The organism is Thermaerobacter litoralis (assembly GCF_054654595.1).
On record NZ_BAAIES010000011.1, the window covers coordinates 182,874 to 199,865 of the forward strand.

Here is a 16,992-nt window from a genome sequence, read left to right on the forward strand (position 1 = left end):
TTGGGCCCAGGGACGGCCCCGACCGGCCGGGCGCCGCCCCCGTGCTTCCAAACCTCCGCCCGGAACCGGGACCGGCCCAGAGTCGCGTACCCCGCCTGCCCCCCTATCGCCCGCCGCCCGGCCGCAGGATCTGCGACAGGGGATCCTGCCCCTCGAAGTGGAGCAGGGCATCCACGGGGGCGTAGTCGTCCTCCAGCACGGGCACGTCGTCGACGGGCACCGGCCGGTCGTAGATCCACCCGGCCGCGGCGGCCAGCGCCTCCAGCTCCGGGTGGCGGGCGGTCCAGCGGCCGATGGCCTGGGCCAGTTCCTCCGCCGAGAGGGGTCCCGGGGCATCCCGGTCCTCCCGGGCCAGGAGGATCACGTTCTGCAGCTCCGCCGGTTCCACCGGCAGGACGGGCAACAGGTAGACCTCGGGGAACACTTCCCGGTAGGTGCGGTAGAAGGCCCGCAACAGGGCGCTGCGGGGTCCCTCCAGGGACCCGATGACGTTGGCCACCACGACCCCGCCCGGCGCGAGCCGCCCCTTGACCTCCTCCAGGAACTGGCGGGTGGTGAGGTGGAAGGGGATGGCGTCGGCGTAGTAGGCGTCCAGCAGGACCAGGTCGTACCGCTCCGGCGAGCGGCGGACGAACCGGCGGCCGTCCTCCACGAACACCCGCAGCCGCGGGTCGCTGGGCAGGTGGAAGAACCGGCGGGCCACGTCGACCACCACCGGGTCCAGTTCGGCCACGTCGATGGACACGCCGGGGTAGGAGGACAGCACCCGCTTGGGGATCGAGCCGCCGCCCAGGCCGACCAGCAGGACCTTCTGCGCCTGGGGGTTGAGGGCCCACCCCGCATGCATCACGTCGGTGTACTCGAAGCGGGCCGTCACCGGGTCGTGCAGGTACATCCCGCTCTGCCAGGAGTTGTCGAAGCGGAGGAACCGGCTGTCCCCCCGATCTTCGACCCGCAGGTGGTGGTAGAGGGTGTTCTTCTGGAAGACGATCCGCGCCCCGTCGGCGGTGACGGCCGGGGCGGCCGGCGCCGGGACCACCGCCAGGCCCAGCACCGCCGCCGCCGGCAAGGCGACGGCCAGGTGGCGGCGGCCGGCCAGGAGCAAGGCCACGGCCGCCAGGATGGCGGCCAGGACCTGAAGGATCGTCCCCGCCGGCCACCAGGGGATCAGCCAGAAGGACGTGGCCAGGGTGCCGGCGATGCTGCCGGCATTGGAGATGGCGTAGAGGTTGCCGGCCACCCGCCCGACCCGCTGGGTCGCCGGCGCCGCCAGCCGCACCACCCAGGGGGAGATGCTGCCCAGCAGGATCCCCGGCGGGAGGAACAGGCACGCCGAGGCCAGCAGGGCGCCGCCCCGGGGGTCGGCCGCCCGCCCGGCCAGGGCGGCGACCCAGCTCTCCCCCCGGGCCGCCAGCAGCAGGGTCCACCCCGCCGCCAGCACCAGCACCAGGGCGGGGCCGGCCCGGGTGGGCCAGCGATCGGCCGCCGCCCCACCCAGGGCGTATCCCAGGCTCAGGGCGGTCAGGACGACCCCGATCAAGCTGCCCCACACGAAGATGGAGCTCCCCAAGGTGGGGGCCAGAAGCCGGCTGCCCAGGAGCTCCAGGGCCATCAGCACGGCCCCGGCGAAGAAGGCGGTCAAGGCCACCATGGCGTCGTGCCTCCATCCGTCCGGCCGGTGGCTCCCGGCCGGAGGGCCGCCGCGGTCGCCATCCGGCTGGCCGCGGCGCCGTCGGAAGAGGCTTCGCCACGGGGACGCCCGCTCCCTACGCCAGGGCCGGGCGCAGGCGGGCGAAGGGCACACCGCGGCCGGGGGCCGGTTCGTCCCATTCCAGGGCCAGGGCGGGGACGGCCCGCCGGAAGAACTCGGCGACCACCGCGCCCTCTGCCGATCGCCCCGCCCCGGCCCAACCCGCCTCCGCAAACGCCTCCCGGGCCGCCTCGTCCCCATCCCCGTCCAGCCGCACCAGGACCTCCAGGTCGGCCGCCAGGATCGAGAGCCAGGGCAGGACCGCCGCCGCGGCCCAGAGGCCCGCCGCCGAGGTGATGGCCCGGGCCGGGCGCCCGGTGGCCCGCACCGCCCCCCACGCCGCCGGGATCGCGTAGCCCGGCTGGCCGAGCCGCACCGGGACCAGCAGGGACCGGGGTCCGGGCACGGGCAGCAGGGTCGCCTCGGCGACGCTGACGGCGCCCGGCTCGGCGGCCGTCAACCGCGGGTCCAATTCCCGGAGCCAGGCCGCGGTGGCCGAGGCCACGGCCGGCGGCGCGGCCGCCAGGTCGTCCTTGAGCCGGGCCACCGCCCGGCGCCGCTGGTCCGGCCCGGTCGCCCCCAGGTACATCTCGGGACCGCCCGGCCGGGCCTGCTCCGCCTCGACCCGGCGCACCAGGGCCGCCAGCACGGGGCCGGCGTCGCCGGGCAGGGCCAGCCACACCGGGACGTTGCGCCCCAGCCGCTCCACGTCCCGGTCGATGTGGACGACCCGGCCCTTGACGTTCAGGTCGCCGTGCTCGGCGGGGGACAGGGTGGTGCCGACCACCAGCAGCACGTCGGCCTCCTCCAGGAAGCGGCGGGCCGGCGCCGCGGCCAGGTCCTCGACGACCAGGGGGTGATGGGCGGGCAGCAGGCCCCGGCCGGCCAGGGTGAGGAACACCGGCGTGCCCAGGGCTTCCGCCAGCTGGCGCAGGCTGCCGGCGGCCTCGGCGGCCCCGCCGCCGGCGACGATGGCCGGCTGGCGGCCCCGCACCAGGGCCGCGGCCACCTGGTCGATCCAACGGCGGTCGACGGGATCGGCCCCGCGCCCGGTAGAGGGAGCGCCGGGTTCGAGACCGTCGCCGGGGAAGGGGATCACCCGGTTGCCGGCCGCGCCCTCCCGCTCCACCAGGCGAAGCCGGGGGACGGCCTCCGCGGCCAGCTCGATCAGCAGCGGCCGGGGCCGCCGGCGGGCCAGGTCGGTGAAGGCCGCCTCCAGCACCAGATCCAGGTCCTCGGGCCGGTCGACCCGCGTGTTCCAGCCGGTCACCGGCTCGGTCAGCCGCAGGGCGTCGGGCAGGGCACCCGGCCGCTCCCGGCCGGCCTCCAGGTCGGCTGCGGTGCCCGCCCGGACCAGGACGATCAGCGGTACCGAGTCCGCGTCGGCCACCGCCAGGGCGGGCAGCATCGCGTTCAGCTCCGCGCCGGAGCCGGCCAGCACCACCGCCGGCCGCCCCGTCGCCCGGGCGGCCCCGTCGGCCGCCGCGGCGGCCAGGGGGGCCGGCAAGGGCGCCCCCGTGGTCACCACCAGGGCCGGCTCGAAGGGGCGCAACCGGTCGGCCAAGGGCTGTTCCCAGTGTTCCGTGGTCATCCGTGCTCATCTCCTTCCGGCATCGGCCGTCCCGTCCATCGTCAATCCGCGTGGGGCCCATCGCCCTCGGCCGCGCCGCCGGGCGAGGGCAGCCGGTGGAAGGCCCGGTAGACGGCGCGGGCGGCCGCCCGGTTCATCCCCGGTACGGCGGCCAGCTCGTCTTCGCTGGCCCGGGCGATGGCGTCCAGGGATCCAAAGGCCTCCAGCAGGGCCTTGCGCCGCCGCGGCCCGATGCCCGGCAGCTCTTCCAGCACCGAGTGCAGCCCCGCCCGCTGCCGCAGCTGGCGGTGATAGGTCAGGGCGAAGCGATGGGCCTCGTCCCGGATCCGCTGCAGCAGGTGCAGGGCGGGCGAGTCCCGGGGGATGACGATGGGATCGGAGCGGTCCGGCGCGAAGACCAGCTCGAACCGCTTGGCCAGGGCGAAGACCGGGATGTCCACCAGGCCCAACCGGTCCAGCACCTCCTGGGCCGCCGACAGCTGGCCCTTGCCACCGTCGATCAGGATCAGGTCCGGGAGGTCGGCAAAGCCCCGGGCGGGTTCGTCCCCGGGACCCGGCGGGACGCGGCGGGAGCCGGCGGCGGGAGGCTCCGCCGGCCCGGCCGGTTCGTCCCCCTCCGGCCGGTCCCGGCCACCGGCTACTGGCTCGGTCGACGGCACCGCGCCCTCCACCGGCACGCCCTGGGCCTCCAACCCCCGGCGCAGGCGGCGGTAGAGGACCTCCTGCATGCTGGCGAAGTCGTTGGGCGCCTCCACGGTGCGGATGCGGAAGCGGCGGTACTCGGCCTTGGCCGGCTCGCCGTCGATCATCACCACCATGGACCCCACGGGCTGGGCGCCCTGAAGGTTCGAGATGTCGTAGCACTCGATGCGCCGCGGCGGTTCGTCCAGTTCCAGGTAACGGGCCAGCTCGTCCAGGGCGCGGCGCGACCGGTCCCGGCGCACCTGCTCGTCGGTCTCGGCCTGGGCCAGCAGCAGGCGGGCATTGCGCTCGGCCAGTTCGACCCAGCGGCGCTTGGTGCCCCGCTGGGGCCGGTGCAGGCGGACCTGCACGCCCCGGCGCTGGCTGAGCCAGCGGCCGATCACCTCCGCCTCGCCCGGGGGCAGGTCCGCGGGCAGCAGGATCTCCCGGGGGATGAAGGTAGCCCGGCCGTAGTACTGGGTGAGGAAGGCGGCCAGCAGTTCCCCGTCGTCCAGGCCTTCCACGCCCGTCAGCGACAGCTGCTCGCGGCCGATCACCCGGCCCTCGCGGACGAAGAAGACCTGGGCGTGGGCCCGGTCGCCCTCCCGGGCCAGGCCGATGGCGTCCTCCTCCCCGCGGCGGGGGCTGGCCACCTGTTGCTGTTCCAGGACCTGGTGCAGGGCCCGCAACTGGTCCCGGAGCTCCGCCGCCCGCTCGAACTCCCAGCGGGCCGCGGCCGCCTGCATCTCCGCCTCCACCCGCTCCAGGACCGACCGGGAACGCCCCTCCAGGAAGGCGATCAGGTCCCTGATCATGGCGTCGTAGGTCTGCCGGTCGCAGAGGGCGGCGCACGGCGCCAGGCAACGGCCGATGTAGTAGTGCAGGCACGGGCGGCCGCCCCGCCGCAGCCGGTGGTCGGAACAGCTGCGATAGGGGAAGACCCGCCGGATCAGGCGCAGCGCCTCCTGCAGGGAGGCGGAATAGGTGTACGGCCCGAAGTAACGGGCGCCGTCGTCCTGGACCTGGCGGGCGATGCTGACCCGCGGCCAGTCCTCCTGCACGTGGATCTTGAGGTAGGGGTAGGTCTTGTCGTCCCGCAGCCGGACGTTGTAGCGGGGCCGGTAACGCTTGATCAGCGTGTTCTCCAGGACCAGGGCCTCGACCTCGTTGCGGGTGACGATGAACTCCAGGTCGGCGGCCCGTTCCACCATCCGCCGGATGCGGGGGGGCAGGTGGCGGGCGGACTGGAAGTAGGAGCGCACCCGCTGGCGGAGGGACCGGGCCTTGCCGACATAGAGCACCTGGCCCTCGCCATCCTTGAACAGGTACACCCCGGGCTGCTCGGGCAGCTCGGCCACCCGCCGGCGCAGGGACGGCTGTTCCCCCTGGGCGCCGCCGGTCGCGCCGCCCTTCGTCTCCCCGTCATCGCCTTCGAGAACCCCGGGCCCGGCCGCGGCCCGATCGTCGTCGCTCCGGCGCTTGCCGGCCGGCACCGGCGCCCCCTCCTTTCCCGCCACGAGATTGATCATAGCACGATCCGCAGCCCTTGACCGAACACCCATTCCCCCCTACAATCACCGGTAAGGGAACACATGTTCGCAAGCCGGAAGCCGGCTCGCCGCCGGGGAGGTGGTTCGGTGCGTCCCCGTGCCCGCCGCATCCAATACCGCGGGCTGCCGTGCAAGACCCTGATCAACCGGGTGCCCGGCGACATGCCCTTTCGCTGGAGCATCAATCCGTACCGAGGGTGCACCCACGGCTGCGTGTACTGCTACGCCCGCGCCACCCACCCGTACCTGGGTCTGGACGGCGGGGTGGACTTCGAGTCGGTGATCTTCGTCAAGCAGGGGGCCGTGGAGGCCCTGCGCCGGGACCTGTCCCGGCCCGGCTGGAACCGGGAACTGGTGGCCATCGGCACCGCCACCGACCCCTATCAGCCCATCGAGGGCAAGTACCGCCTGATGCGGGGCATCCTGCGGGCGTTGATCGACGCCGAGACCCCCTTCTCCATCACGACCAAGAGCACCCTGGTCCTGCGGGACCTGGACCTGCTGGTCGAGGCCTCGCACCGCGCCGGGTGCACGGTGAACGTGTCCGTCCCGACGGTCGACCCGGCCCTCTGGCGCCAGCTGGAACCCGGAACGCCCCATCCCGTTCAGCGGCTGCGGGTACTGCAGCGCCTGCGCCAGGCCGGCGTTCGGGCCGGCGTCTTCCTGGCCCCCATCCTGCCGGGCATCACCGACGACCGGGACCACCTGGAGGCCGTGGTGGCCGCGGCCGCCCGCCACGGCGCCGCCTTCCTGTGGCCGGGGGTGATGCACCTGGGTCCGGGGGTGCGGGAGTGGGTCTTCCCGGCCCTGGCCCAATTGCGCCCCGACCTGATGCCGATGTACCGGGCCCTGTACCGGGGCCGCGAAGCGGCCCCCTTCTACCGCGAGAGCATCCTGCGGCGGGTCGAGGACCTCAAGTTGAAGTGGGGGCTGGGCGGCTCCCGCACCGCCACGGCCGCCACCCGCGGGGTCACCCCCCTGACCCCGGCGCCCGGGGGGACGAACCGGCCCGGACGGGGCGGCCCCGCCAGCTGCGGGCCCGGCGCCGGGACGGCGGTGCGGGCCCTGGCGCGGCCCGGGTGGGCCGGGACGAACGGCCTGCCGGCCGGGCCGGGCTGGTCCGGGGCTCGCCTGGATGGCTCGGCAACGGGGCCTCGGGAGCGGGGCCACCAGCGGGTTCAAGGCCGGCCGCCCCAGGCCCCGGGGGACGCAGCCGTCTCCCGGGCCGGCCGGACGTCGCTGGCCTCGGCGCGGCAGGCCCTCGGCCCGCGCTTGCGGCGCGGAAGGCCGCCTGCCGGGCCCCAACAACTCGCGCTGCCCCTGGTGGAGGGGTGAGACGCGGGCCTCCTGCATCGTCATGCCGCCCGACGGGATGGTCGCCGCCGGATCCGCGGGCGCCGCGCCGGGTTCGTTCCGGGCCGGTGCGTTCAAGAGGGAGACCCTGGAGCGAGACCGTTGAGGGGCCCCGGGACCCCCATCCGGAGACCCAATCCGCAGGTTCCGCCGGTCATGGTTCCGCAGGTTCCGCCGGTCATAATCTTTGCACCGCCGAACCATACCGTTGTCATGAACGCTCGGGTTCCACAAGCCGGGGCGCACAGGGGCTAGAACACCGGATTCCGAGCGGTGGCGCTGCCCCGGGGCCGGTTGCGTGGCCCCGGCGAGCAGGGAACCGGCGGTCCCGTCGTCGAAGATGGGCCGGTAGCCTTGAGCCGGGGAAGGGGTGGGCCCGAGGCCATCTTGTCCACCCTGCCCGACCCGGCCGTGGGCTTCACGACGGCGGCGGAGGCGGAGGGAACGTCCTTTGGCGATGGAACCCCCAAGCCAGCGGGAAGGCCGGCCCCCGGAGCCGGCAGGGCCCGCCTGGTCGACCCTGGTGGGCCTGCTCAACATCCTGGCCGGGGCCGCCGTGCTCTGGCTCGTGTGGTGGGTGCTCTCCCACTTTGCCCGCACCCTGACCCTGCTGGGCCTGGCGGGGGTCCTGGCCTTCCTCCTGGAACCGGCCGTCAGCTTCCTTGAACGGGGCATGCGCAGCCGGGCCCTGGCGGCGCTGCTTTTGTACCTGGCCTTCGTCGCCTTGCTGGCCCTGGGCGTGGTCTACCTGGCCGGCCCCATCAAGGAACAGGCCCAGGAGCTCTTCTGGGCGGTGCCCCGGTACCGGGAGCAGGTCGCCCAGGCGGTGCCGCTCCTTCAGACGTACATCGAGAACCTGCAGCGGTTCCTGGCCCAGTACGGCGTCAGCCTGGAGCCGCAGGACCTGGCGGGCCAGTTCCTGCAGCGGGTGGCCGGCAGCACCAACCGGATCCTGGCCGGGGTCACCGCGGTGATCACTGGCGTGGGAACCACCCTGGCCAACGCCCTGCTGGTCCTGGTGATCTCGATCTACCTGGTCGTCGACGGCGGGGGGCTCAACCGGCAGATGCTGAGCTACCTGCCGTCCCGCTACCGGTCGCCCGTCCGGCGCGCCCAGGCCGTGGCCCTGCGGGTCTTCGGCGGCTACCTGCGCGGGCAGCTGCTGCTGGGGCTGATCATCGGCCTGGCCGTCGGGACCGGGATGAGCCTCCTGGGCATCCCCTACCCAGCCCTGCTCGGCGTGATCGCCGGCGTGATGGAGCTCTTGCCCATCGTCGGCGCCGTGCTCGGCGCCATCCCGGCGATCCTGGTGGCCCTGTTCCAGCCCTGGCCCGCGGTCCTCTACGTGACCCTGTTCTTCATCGTCGTCCAGCAGGTCGAAGGGAACCTGCTGGTTCCGCGCATCACGGGGCAGGCGGTGGGGCTCCATCCGCTGGCCACCCTGCTGGCCCTCCTGGCCGGTTACGAGGTGGCCGGGGTGATCGGGGCCATCCTGGCGGTGCCGGTGGTGGCGGTGGCCCAGGCCCTGCTGCGCGAGTTCCATCCCCCGGAGGACGGCGGCGAGGACCCGCCGGGCCGGGCCGGCCGCCGGCGGCCACGGCGCCCCGGCCGCAGCCCACGTCCGGCCGGGAACCCGACTGCCGAAGCGGGTTCCGGGGCCGGCCGGCACGGCGCAGCCCCACCCGCGGGCGCCCCGCGGGATGGCGACCAGGAGGACATCACCGGAACCACAGGCCCGGCACCCAACCCCGGCGAAAGTCCCGGCTGCCAGGGCGCGCCGGCCGGTTCCACCGGGTCGCCGGCCTCCCAGCCGCCCGCCCGGGTCCGGGGTCCGCGGATCACCATCACCCGCCGGCCCGCCTAAGGGGTTCGGGTGGAGAGACGGGGGTTAGGGTGCGGGCGGGGTCAACAAACCGGCCCCCGCCAGCTCCAAGGCCCCCCGGCGCCCGGAAGCGGCGGGACCGGCGGCGGCCCCGGCGGCGCCCGGCTCGCGGCGGGCTTCCCGCTCGCGGCGGGCCTGGCGCTCCAGATGCTGCTTGAGAAAACGCCCGGTATAGGAGGCCGGTTCCTCCATGATCGCCTCGGGCGGCCCCTCGGCCACGACCCGCCCGCCGGCCTCCCCGCCCTCCGGCCCCAGGTCGATGACCCAGTCGGCCACCTTCACCACGTCGAGGTTGTGCTCGATGACGATCACCGTGTCGCCGGCGTCCACCAGCCGCTGGAGCACGTCGACCAGCCGGTGGATGTCGGCGAAATGCAGGCCGGTGGTGGGCTCGTCCAGGATGTAGACCGTGCCGCCGTCGGAGCGCCGGGAGAGCTCGGTGGCCAGCTTCACCCGCTGCGCCTCGCCGCCCGACAGCTCGGTGGCCGGCTGGCCCAGGCGGATGTACCCCAAGCCCACGTCGTACAGGGTCTGTAGCTTGCGGCGCACCCGGGGCACCGCGGCGAAGAACTCCAGGGCCTCTTCCACCGTCATGTCCAGGACGTCGGCGATGGACTTGCCCTTGTACTTGATCTCCAGGGTCTCGCGGTTGTACCGCTTCCCCTTGCACACCTCACAGGGCACGTAGACATCGGGCAAGAAGTGCATCTCGATCTTGATGATCCCGTCGCCGTTGCAGGCCTCGCACCGGCCGCCGCGCACGTTGAAGCTGAACCGGCCCTTGGTGTAGCCCCGCATCCGGGCCTCGGGCGTCGCGGCGAAGAGCTCCCGGATGAAGTCGAACACGCCGGTATAGGTGGCCGGGTTCGACCGCGGCGTCCGCCCGATGGGTGATTGGTCGACGTTCACCACCTTGCGCACGTGCTCCAGCCCTTCGATCCCGTCGTGCTCGCCCGGGCGGGTGCGGGTCCCGTACACGTGCTGGGCCAGGCGCCGGTAGAGGATGTCGTTGACCAGGGTCGACTTGCCGCTGCCCGATACGCCGGTCACGCAAACCAGGAGGTTGAGGGGGAACCGCACGTCGATGCCCTTCAGGTTGTGCTCCCTTGCCCCGCGCACGACCAGCCAGCGGCCGTTGGGGCGGCGCCGCCGCTCCGGCACCGGGATGGCCCGCCGCCCCGACAGGTACTGGCCCGTCACCGACTCCGGGCAGTTCAGCACGTCCTCCAGCGTCCCGGCCACCACCACCCGGCCGCCGTGCTCGCCCGCCCCGGGACCGATGTCGACGATGAAGTCGGCCGCCTCCATCATGTCCTGGTCGTGCTCGACCACCACCAGGGTGTTGCCCAGATCCCGCAGCCGCTGGAGGGTGGCGATGAGCCGGGCGTTGTCCCGCTGGTGGAGCCCGATGCTGGGTTCGTCCAGGATGTAGAGGACCCCCACCAGCCCCGAGCCGATCTGGGTCGCCAGGCGGATCCGCTGGGCCTCGCCGCCGGACAACGTGCCCGCCGGCCGGTCCAGGGTGAGGTAGTCCAGGCCCACGTCGGCCAGGAAGTGCAGCCGCGCCCGGATCTCCTTGACGACCTCCCGGGCGATCACCGCCTCCCGCTCCGACAGCTGGAGGTCGTCCAGGAAGGCCAGCAGCTGGCGGACGGACATGGCCGTGACCTGGGCGATGTTCTTCCCGCCCACGGTCACCGCCAGGGACTCGGGCCGCAGCCGCGCCCCGCGGCAAGCCGGGCAGGGATGGGCGCTCATGAACTGCTCGATCTCTTCCCGCTGGGTGTCGGTGGTCGCCTCCCGGTAGCGCCGCTCCAGGTTGGCCACCACGCCCTCGAACTCGATGTACCGGTCCCGCACCCGCCCGTACCGGTTCTCATAGCGGAAGCGGATGGGCTCCCGGGTCCCATAGAGCAGGACGCGGATGAAGTCCTCCCCCGCCTCTTCCAGGGGCGCCTCCCAGTCGACGCCGAAGTGCCGGGCCACCGCCGCCAGCAGCTGGGGATAGTAGTTGGACGAACCGCGGCTCCAGGGCACCACCGCCCCATCGGCCAGGGACTTGCGGCGGTCCGGGATCACCAGCTCGGGGTCGATCTCCAGCCGGCTGCCCAGGCCCGAACAAACGGGACAAGCCCCGTAGGGGCTGTTGAAGGAGAACATCCGGGGGCTGAGCTCTTCCAGGCTGGTGCCGCATTCGGGGCAGGCGAAGTGCTGGCTGAACAGCATGGGTTCGCCGCCCACCACGTCGATCAGCACCAGGCCCTCGGCCAGGCCCAGGGCCGTCTCGATGGAGTCGGCCAGCCGGGTGCGGGCCCCCGGCCGCACCACGATCCGGTCCACCACCACTTCGATGGTGTGCTTCTTGTTCTTCTCCAGCTTGAAGCCCGCCGGCAGCTCGGCCAGCTCCCGTACCTCGCCGTCGATCCGGACCCGGACGAACCCGGCCCGCCGCGCCTCGTCGAACACCTTCTCGTGCTCGCCCTTGCGGCCGCGGACCAGCGGCGCCAGCACCTGGACCCGCGTGCCTTCCGGCAGCTCCATCACCCGGTCGACCATCTGCTCCACGGTCTGCTGGCTGATGGGCCGCCCGCAGTTGGGGCAGTGGGGGTGACCGACCCGGGCGAACAGCAGGCGCAGGTAATCGTAGATCTCGGTCACCGTGCCCACCGTGGAACGGGGGTTGCGGGTCGTCGTCTTCTGGTCGATGGAGATGGCTGGCGACAGCCCCTCGATCAGGTCCACGTCGGGCTTGTCCATCTGGCCCAGGAACTGGCGGGCGTAAGCCGAGAGGGACTCCACGTACCGGCGCTGGCCTTCGGCATACAGGGTGTCGAAGGCCAGGGAGCTCTTGCCGCTGCCGCTGAGGCCGGTGATGACGATCAGCTTGTCCCGCGGCAGCTCCAGGTCGATGTTCTTCAGGTTGTGCTGCCGCGCCCCGCGGATCACGATACGATCCTGGCCCATGGTCTCACCTGCCGCCCCGCCCGCCGCGGCTCCGGCCCCGGCGGCGTTCCTGGCCACCGGCGCCACCCGCCGCCGCCGTCACCGCCGCCCGCAGGCCGTCCCGGCCCACGGGCTGGCCCAGGCGGCGCGCCTCCAGCTCCAGGATCATGTCGCGCAGCAGGGCGGCCCGTTCGAACTCCAGATCCCGGGCCGCCTCCTCCATCTCGCGGCGCAGCTTCTTGACGATGTCCGGGATCTGGTGACGCGGCAGGTCCGCCAGCCGCTTCCCCGCCAGGTACTCCGGCGGCCGCTCGGCGGCATGGGTCGCCTCGATGACGTCCCGCACCGCCTTGCGCACCGTCTGGGGGGTGATGCCGTGGCGCCGGTTGTATTCCTCCTGGATCTTGCGCCGCCGGTAGGTCTCCTCGATGGCCACCCGCATGGAGTCGGTGATGGTGTCCGCGTACATGATGACCTTGCCCTCCACGTTCCGGGCCGCGCGCCCGATGGTCTGGATCAGGGCCGTGGAGGAGCGCAGGTAGCCCTCCTTGTCGGCGTCCAGGATGGCCACCAGGGAGACCTCCGGCAGGTCGAGCCCCTCCCGCAGCAGGTTGATGCCGACCAGGACGTCGAACACGCCCAGCCGCAGGTCGCGGATGATCTCCATCCGCTCCAGGGTGTCGACCTCCGAGTGGAGGTAGCGGACCTTGACCCCCATCTCCCTCAGGTAGTCCGTCAGGTCCTCGGCCATGCGCTTCGTCAAGGTGGTGACCAGCACCCGGTGGCCGCGTTCGACCCGCTGGCGGATCTCCCCCAGCAGGTCTTCGATCTGGCCGCGGGTGGGCCGCACCTCGATCTCCGGGTCCAGCAGCCCGGTGGGCCGGACGATCTGCTCGACGATCACCTCCGACCGCTCCCGCTCGAAGGGCCCGGGCGTGGCGGAGACGAACAGCACCTGGTCCACCTTCTGCCAGAACTCCTCGAACTTGAGCGGCCGGTTGTCCCGCGCCGACGGCAGGCGGAAGCCGTATTCGATCAGGGAGTCCTTGCGGGACATCTCCCCCTCGTACATGGCCCGCAGCTGGGGGATGGTCACGTGGGACTCGTCGATGATGCAGAGGAACGGGCGCGGGAAGTAGTCCAGCAGCGTGTAGGGCGGTTCGCCCGGCGCCCGCCCGGTCAGATGCCGGGAGTAGTTCTCGATGCCGCTGCAGTACCCGACCTCCCGCAGCATCTCCAGGTCGTACCGGGTGCGCTGCTCGAGGCGCTGCGCCTCCAGGAGCTTGTCCTTGGCCCGCAGCTCCGCCAGCCGCTCCTCCAGCTCCCGCTCGATGGACTCGATGGCCCGCTTGAGCTTCCACTCGTGGGTGACGTAGTGGCTGGCCGGGTAGATCGCCACGTGGTCGCGGTACGCCAGGACCTCCCCCGTCAGCGCGTCGATCTCCGTCAGCCGGTCGATCTCGTCGCCGAACAGCTCGACCCGGATCGCCCGCTCGGCCATGGAGGCGGGGAAGATCTCGATCACGTCGCCCCGCACCCGGAAGGTGCCCCGCTGGAAGTCCACGTCGTTGCGGGTGTACTGGATGTCCACCAGCTTGCGCAGGATCTGCTCCCGCGGCATCTCGTTTCCCACCCGCAGCGACAGCACCAGGTCCCGGTAGTCCTCCGGGGCGCCCAGGCCGTAGATGCAGGAGACGCTGGCCACCACGATGACATCCCGGCGCTCGAACAGGCTGCTGGTGGCCGAGTGGCGCAGCTTGTCGATCTCGTCGTTGATCAGCGCGTCCTTCTCGATGTAGGTGTCCGTCTGGGGCACGTAGGCCTCCGGCTGGTAGTAGTCGTAGTAGCTGACGAAGTACTCCACCGCGTTGTGGGGGAAGAACTGCTTGAACTCGGCGGCCAGCTGGCCCGCCAGGGTCTTGTTGTGGGCGATGACCAGGGTGGGGAGCTGCAGCTGCTCGATAACCCAGGCCATGGTGGCCGTCTTCCCGGTTCCCGTGGCGCCCAGCAGGGTGACCACCTGCGCCCCTTCCCGGAAGGCGCGGCTGATCGCCTCGATGGCCTTGGGCTGATCGCCCCGGGGTTCGAACTCCGAGACCACCTGAAAGGCCGGCATCGCTGCCACCTCCCCCTGCCCTGCGCCCCCAAAGACGCGCCCCTCGGCTCGCCCCGCCGTTCGCTCCGGCAGGCCCCGCCCTACGCTCCAGCAGGACGCACCCCATGCTCACGGGCAGGACAGGCCACGCCGTTCGCTCCGGCAGGCCCCGCCCTACGCTCCAGCAGGACGCGCCCCACGCTCACCGGCAGGGCACGCCCCGCACTCACCCGCGGCCCGGCCTTCGGCCCCGCCGCGCTTACCAGTTTACCGCCGCCGTCAAGCACCAAACAAGCGTTTGCTCCGCCGCAGGTCGACCAGCAGCGGAGGAACCGGCTCCCCAGGCGGAGGAACCAGCAAGGCCCCGAAGGGCACCGTGGGGTCGAACCGCTCCATCTCCAGCACCAGCCGCCGGCCGCCGCGCAGGACCTCCATCCGCAGGTCGAAGACCCGCGGCGGTCCCTCCCACAAGTCCATGGCCACGGCACGCAGGTCCGCCTCCCGGCGCACCGGGTGCCCGTTGGCCGCAAGGATCACGTCGCCCGTCTGCAGTCCCAGGGCCGCCGCCGGCGACCGGGGCCGCACCCACAGCACCCGGGCCCCGTCGGGCGACGGCCCGTACAGGGGCCGGCCCCAGCGTTCCCGGGCCAGCCCCAGCTGGATCATCGCCTCATGCAACAACGGCGAAGCCAGGGTCGCCGGCCAGAGCCACCGGGCGTCCCGCTCCGCCAGGGTGGCCAGCAGGACCAGGAGGGCGCTGTAGACCAGCATGACCCCGGCCATCCGCCGGGAGCGGGACGCCGGGGTCGCGGTCAGCGCCACGTCGGTGTATCCCAGACCGGCCACCAGGGGGAAGGCGACCACGATCCACCCGGCGGCGTTGAGCAAGCTGGGGTCTGCCGGCCCGACCAGCGGCCACCAGGACGGCATTTCGATGCCGCCGCCCGGGACGGTCAGCTGCACCATGACCAGGATGGCCGCCGGCACCGGCCAGAACCGCTGCAGGAGGAACCCGCCCACCACCTCGCCCCGGCCGTTGCGAGCCAGGATGGGCGTGGCCCCTTCCGCCCCGTCGATGGACACCAGGATGGCCTCCGCCAGGTGCAGCACGCCCACCAGCGCCACCAGGCCCGGGATGTGGACCTGGGGCCAGCCCAGCAGGAGGTGGCTCGCACCGATCAAGCCGGTGGCGTAGGCGAAACACAGGAACCGCGGGCGGATCAGGGCCAGAGCCAGGGCTACGGGCCACAGGGGCGCCACGTCCCGGGGCTCGAGGACGACCCCGGCGGCCGTCATCACCAGGCCGCCCACAAACCCGCCCAGCAACCCGGCCGCCACGGCCGTCAGCACCCGGTGCCACAACGGCTCCAGCGGCCGGCCGAAGAGCTCGGTCTCCAGCCGGCCGACGCGGGCGTACTGGAAGGCCACCAGGCCCACGACCAGGAGGAACAGGGGCGCGGTGGAGGGGTTGAGCACCGTGGCCGGCAGGGTATCGACCAGCAGCAGGCGCACCAGCTCACCCCACGGCAGGTCCCACAGCCCGTTCATGCCCCGCCGGCGACCATCTGCTGGACCCGCTCATAGGCCTCCCGGAGCTGCGGGTCGCGGCGCAGGTCACCCATTCCCTCCAGGTTCTCAAGATCGAAGGGCACCTTCACGTCGGGCTCGATCCCCTTGCCCATGACGATGGGCCGCTCCTTGGGGGTCAGGTACCGGGCCACCGTCAGCTTGATGCCGGCGCGTTCCTCCCCTCCGCCTCCCAGGCTGCCGAGGCGGCGCCCTGCTTCATCCAGGGGCCAAACGGTCTGGACGGTGCCCTTGCCGAAGGTGTGCTCGCCCACCAGCACGCCGACGCCGTAATCCTGGATCGCGCCGGCCAGGATCTCCGACGCGCTGGCGCTGCCCTGGTTGACCAGTACCGCCAGGGGCAGGCCCAGCGCCTGGGCGTCGGAGGAGTGGGTCTCCCGGCCGCGGTTCCGGTACTCGATGTGGACGATGGGCCCCCGCGGCAACAGCCGGTCGGCGATGCGCACCACCGCCTGCAGCTCGCCGCCCGGGTTGTTGCGCAGATCCAGGATCAAACCGCGCATCCCCTGCCGCCGCAGTTCGTCCAGCGCTGCCTCGAAGTCATCGGGCGTGTCGGGGAGGAACTGGGTCAGCTGGATGTAGCCGATCTTCCCGTCCAGCATGTGGGCCTGGACCGACGGCACGTCGATGTTGCGCCGCGTCAGGACGAACTTGAGGGGCTTGTCATACCCCTCCCGCAGCACCTCCAGCGTCACCTGGGTCCCCTCCGGGCCCCGGATGCGGCGGGCCACCGCCTCGACCGACTCCCCGGTGACGTCCTGGCCGTCGACCGCGATGATCACGTCGCCCGGCCGCAGGCCCACGGGGTCGTCCGGCCCGGCACCCTCGAAGGGCGTCGTCGCACCGGGCGAGCCCTCGAAGGGCGTCTGGACCACGACCCCGCCTTCCTTGCCCTCGGACACCACGACGCCGATGCCGCTGTAGTGGCCCGATACGTCGATCTGGAACTCCCGGAACTCCTGGGGGTCGAAGTAGGCCGAGAAGGGGTCCCCCGTCGCCTCCACCACGCCGCGGGTCGCCCCCTCCAGGAGCCGGTCTACGGGCAAGGGATCCACGTACTGGGTCCGGACCAGCTGGAAGACGGTGAGGAACCGGTCGAAGTTGGGCGAGCGAACCAGTTCCTCCAGGAGCTGCTGCTTCTCCGCGTCGGTCAGGGCGACGCTGTGGGGGAAGAGCCGCAGCCAGAACCCTTCCACCCGGTCGGAGACGGCCAGGGTCACCCCGGCCGTCAAGACCACCAGGATCAGGGCACCGGCCAGGGCCTGGCGCCATGTCAGAACCGGGCGGTCCCCCTCCCGCCCGGCCGGTCCCGTGTCAAAGGAATGGCCCAACGGTCTCATGACGATCCCGATCCTCCCAGCCGGAGCGAGGCTCTTGCCTCCACCAGCCTATGCCCCCGTCCGCCCCGGCCGAACCGTCGCGTCGGGAACCACGGCGCCCCGGGGTCCGCGCCGCGGCCCGGCCTTCGCTGTGGGGCCCGCGATCCACCCGGGCCATCCGCCACCGGGCGCAACCGGGGAATCCGCCCCAGCCGGCGGAGCCAAAGGGCGCTCGACGCCC

General features: G+C 72.9%; 9 protein-coding genes. 2 read left to right on the plus strand and 7 right to left on the minus strand.

The window, feature by feature from the left end; all coding sequences use genetic code 11:
• Window positions 1–103 precede the first annotated feature (103 nt).
• The 3 genes from ACYQ02_RS11495 to uvrC all read right to left on the minus strand — a co-directional run bounded on the left by ACYQ02_RS11495 (window position 104) and on the right by uvrC (window position 5,515).
• Window positions 104–1,651: a fused MFS/spermidine synthase gene (locus ACYQ02_RS11495; protein WP_460040555.1), complete on the minus strand. Its 1,548-nt coding sequence runs from the start codon at window positions 1,649–1,651 to the stop codon at window positions 104–106.
• Window positions 1,652–1,766: 115 nt separating this feature from the next.
• Window positions 1,767–3,341: a thiamine pyrophosphate-binding protein gene (locus ACYQ02_RS11500; protein WP_460040556.1), complete on the minus strand. Its 1,575-nt coding sequence runs from the start codon at window positions 3,339–3,341 to the stop codon at window positions 1,767–1,769.
• Between the two features lie 41 nt (window positions 3,342–3,382).
• Window positions 3,383–5,515 (minus strand): excinuclease ABC subunit UvrC, encoded by a 2,133-nt coding sequence (gene uvrC / locus ACYQ02_RS11505; protein WP_460040557.1) that lies wholly within the window; start codon window positions 5,513–5,515, stop codon window positions 3,383–3,385.
• A 144-nt stretch (window positions 5,516–5,659) separates the two neighbouring features.
• Between uvrC and ACYQ02_RS11510 the strand changes: the two genes are divergently transcribed.
• Together ACYQ02_RS11510 and ACYQ02_RS11515 are read left to right on the plus strand one after the other, a co-directional pair.
• Window positions 5,660–6,907, plus strand: coding sequence for a radical SAM protein (locus ACYQ02_RS11510; protein WP_460040558.1), 1,248 nt, complete (start codon window positions 5,660–5,662; stop codon window positions 6,905–6,907).
• A 475-nt stretch (window positions 6,908–7,382) separates the two neighbouring features.
• Window positions 7,383–8,789, plus strand: a complete 1,407-nt coding sequence (locus ACYQ02_RS11515; protein ID WP_460040692.1) for an AI-2E family transporter — start codon at window positions 7,383–7,385, stop codon at window positions 8,787–8,789.
• A gap of 24 nt (window positions 8,790–8,813) precedes the next feature.
• On the opposite strand, the gene uvrA is transcribed toward ACYQ02_RS11515, so the two are convergent.
• The 4 genes from uvrA to ACYQ02_RS11535 all read right to left on the minus strand — a co-directional run bounded on the left by uvrA (window position 8,814) and on the right by ACYQ02_RS11535 (window position 16,772).
• Window positions 8,814–11,771, minus strand: coding sequence for an excinuclease ABC subunit UvrA (gene uvrA / locus ACYQ02_RS11520; RefSeq protein WP_460040559.1), 2,958 nt, complete (start codon window positions 11,769–11,771; stop codon window positions 8,814–8,816).
• A gap of 4 nt (window positions 11,772–11,775) precedes the next feature.
• Entirely contained in the window at window positions 11,776–13,866 is a 2,091-nt protein-coding gene (gene uvrB, locus ACYQ02_RS11525; protein ID WP_460040560.1) for an excinuclease ABC subunit UvrB, read from the minus strand.
• A 258-nt stretch (window positions 13,867–14,124) separates the two neighbouring features.
• On the minus strand, window positions 14,125–15,393 hold the full coding sequence (locus tag ACYQ02_RS11530; protein WP_460040561.1) for a PDZ domain-containing protein: 1,269 nt from the start codon (window positions 15,391–15,393) through the stop codon (window positions 14,125–14,127).
• Window positions 15,390–16,772, minus strand: a complete 1,383-nt coding sequence (locus ACYQ02_RS11535; protein ID WP_460040562.1) for a S41 family peptidase — start codon at window positions 16,770–16,772, stop codon at window positions 15,390–15,392. Before ACYQ02_RS11535 ends, ACYQ02_RS11530 begins: the two co-directional genes overlap by 4 nt.
• Window positions 16,773–16,992 lie beyond the last annotated feature (220 nt).

Bases quoted from the DNA above. Each gene is read 5' to 3' on its own strand.
- uvrB (WP_460040560.1), bottom strand. From the start codon at position 13,866: ATGCCGGCCTTTCAGGTGGTCTCGGAGTTCGAACCCCGGGGCGATCAG.
- uvrA (WP_460040559.1), bottom strand. From the start codon at position 11,771: ATGGGCCAGGATCGTATCGTGATCCGCGGGGCGCGGCAGCACAACCTG.
- ACYQ02_RS11495 (WP_460040555.1), bottom strand. From the start codon at position 1,651: ATGGTGGCCTTGACCGCCTTCTTCGCCGGGGCCGTGCTGATGGCCCTG.
- ACYQ02_RS11515 (WP_460040692.1), top strand. From the start codon at position 7,383: ATGGAACCCCCAAGCCAGCGGGAAGGCCGGCCCCCGGAGCCGGCAGGG.
- ACYQ02_RS11535 (WP_460040562.1), bottom strand. From the start codon at position 16,772: ATGAGACCGTTGGGCCATTCCTTTGACACGGGACCGGCCGGGCGGGAG.
- ACYQ02_RS11530 (WP_460040561.1), bottom strand. From the start codon at position 15,393: ATGAACGGGCTGTGGGACCTGCCGTGGGGTGAGCTGGTGCGCCTGCTG.
- ACYQ02_RS11500 (WP_460040556.1), bottom strand. From the start codon at position 3,341: ATGACCACGGAACACTGGGAACAGCCCTTGGCCGACCGGTTGCGCCCC.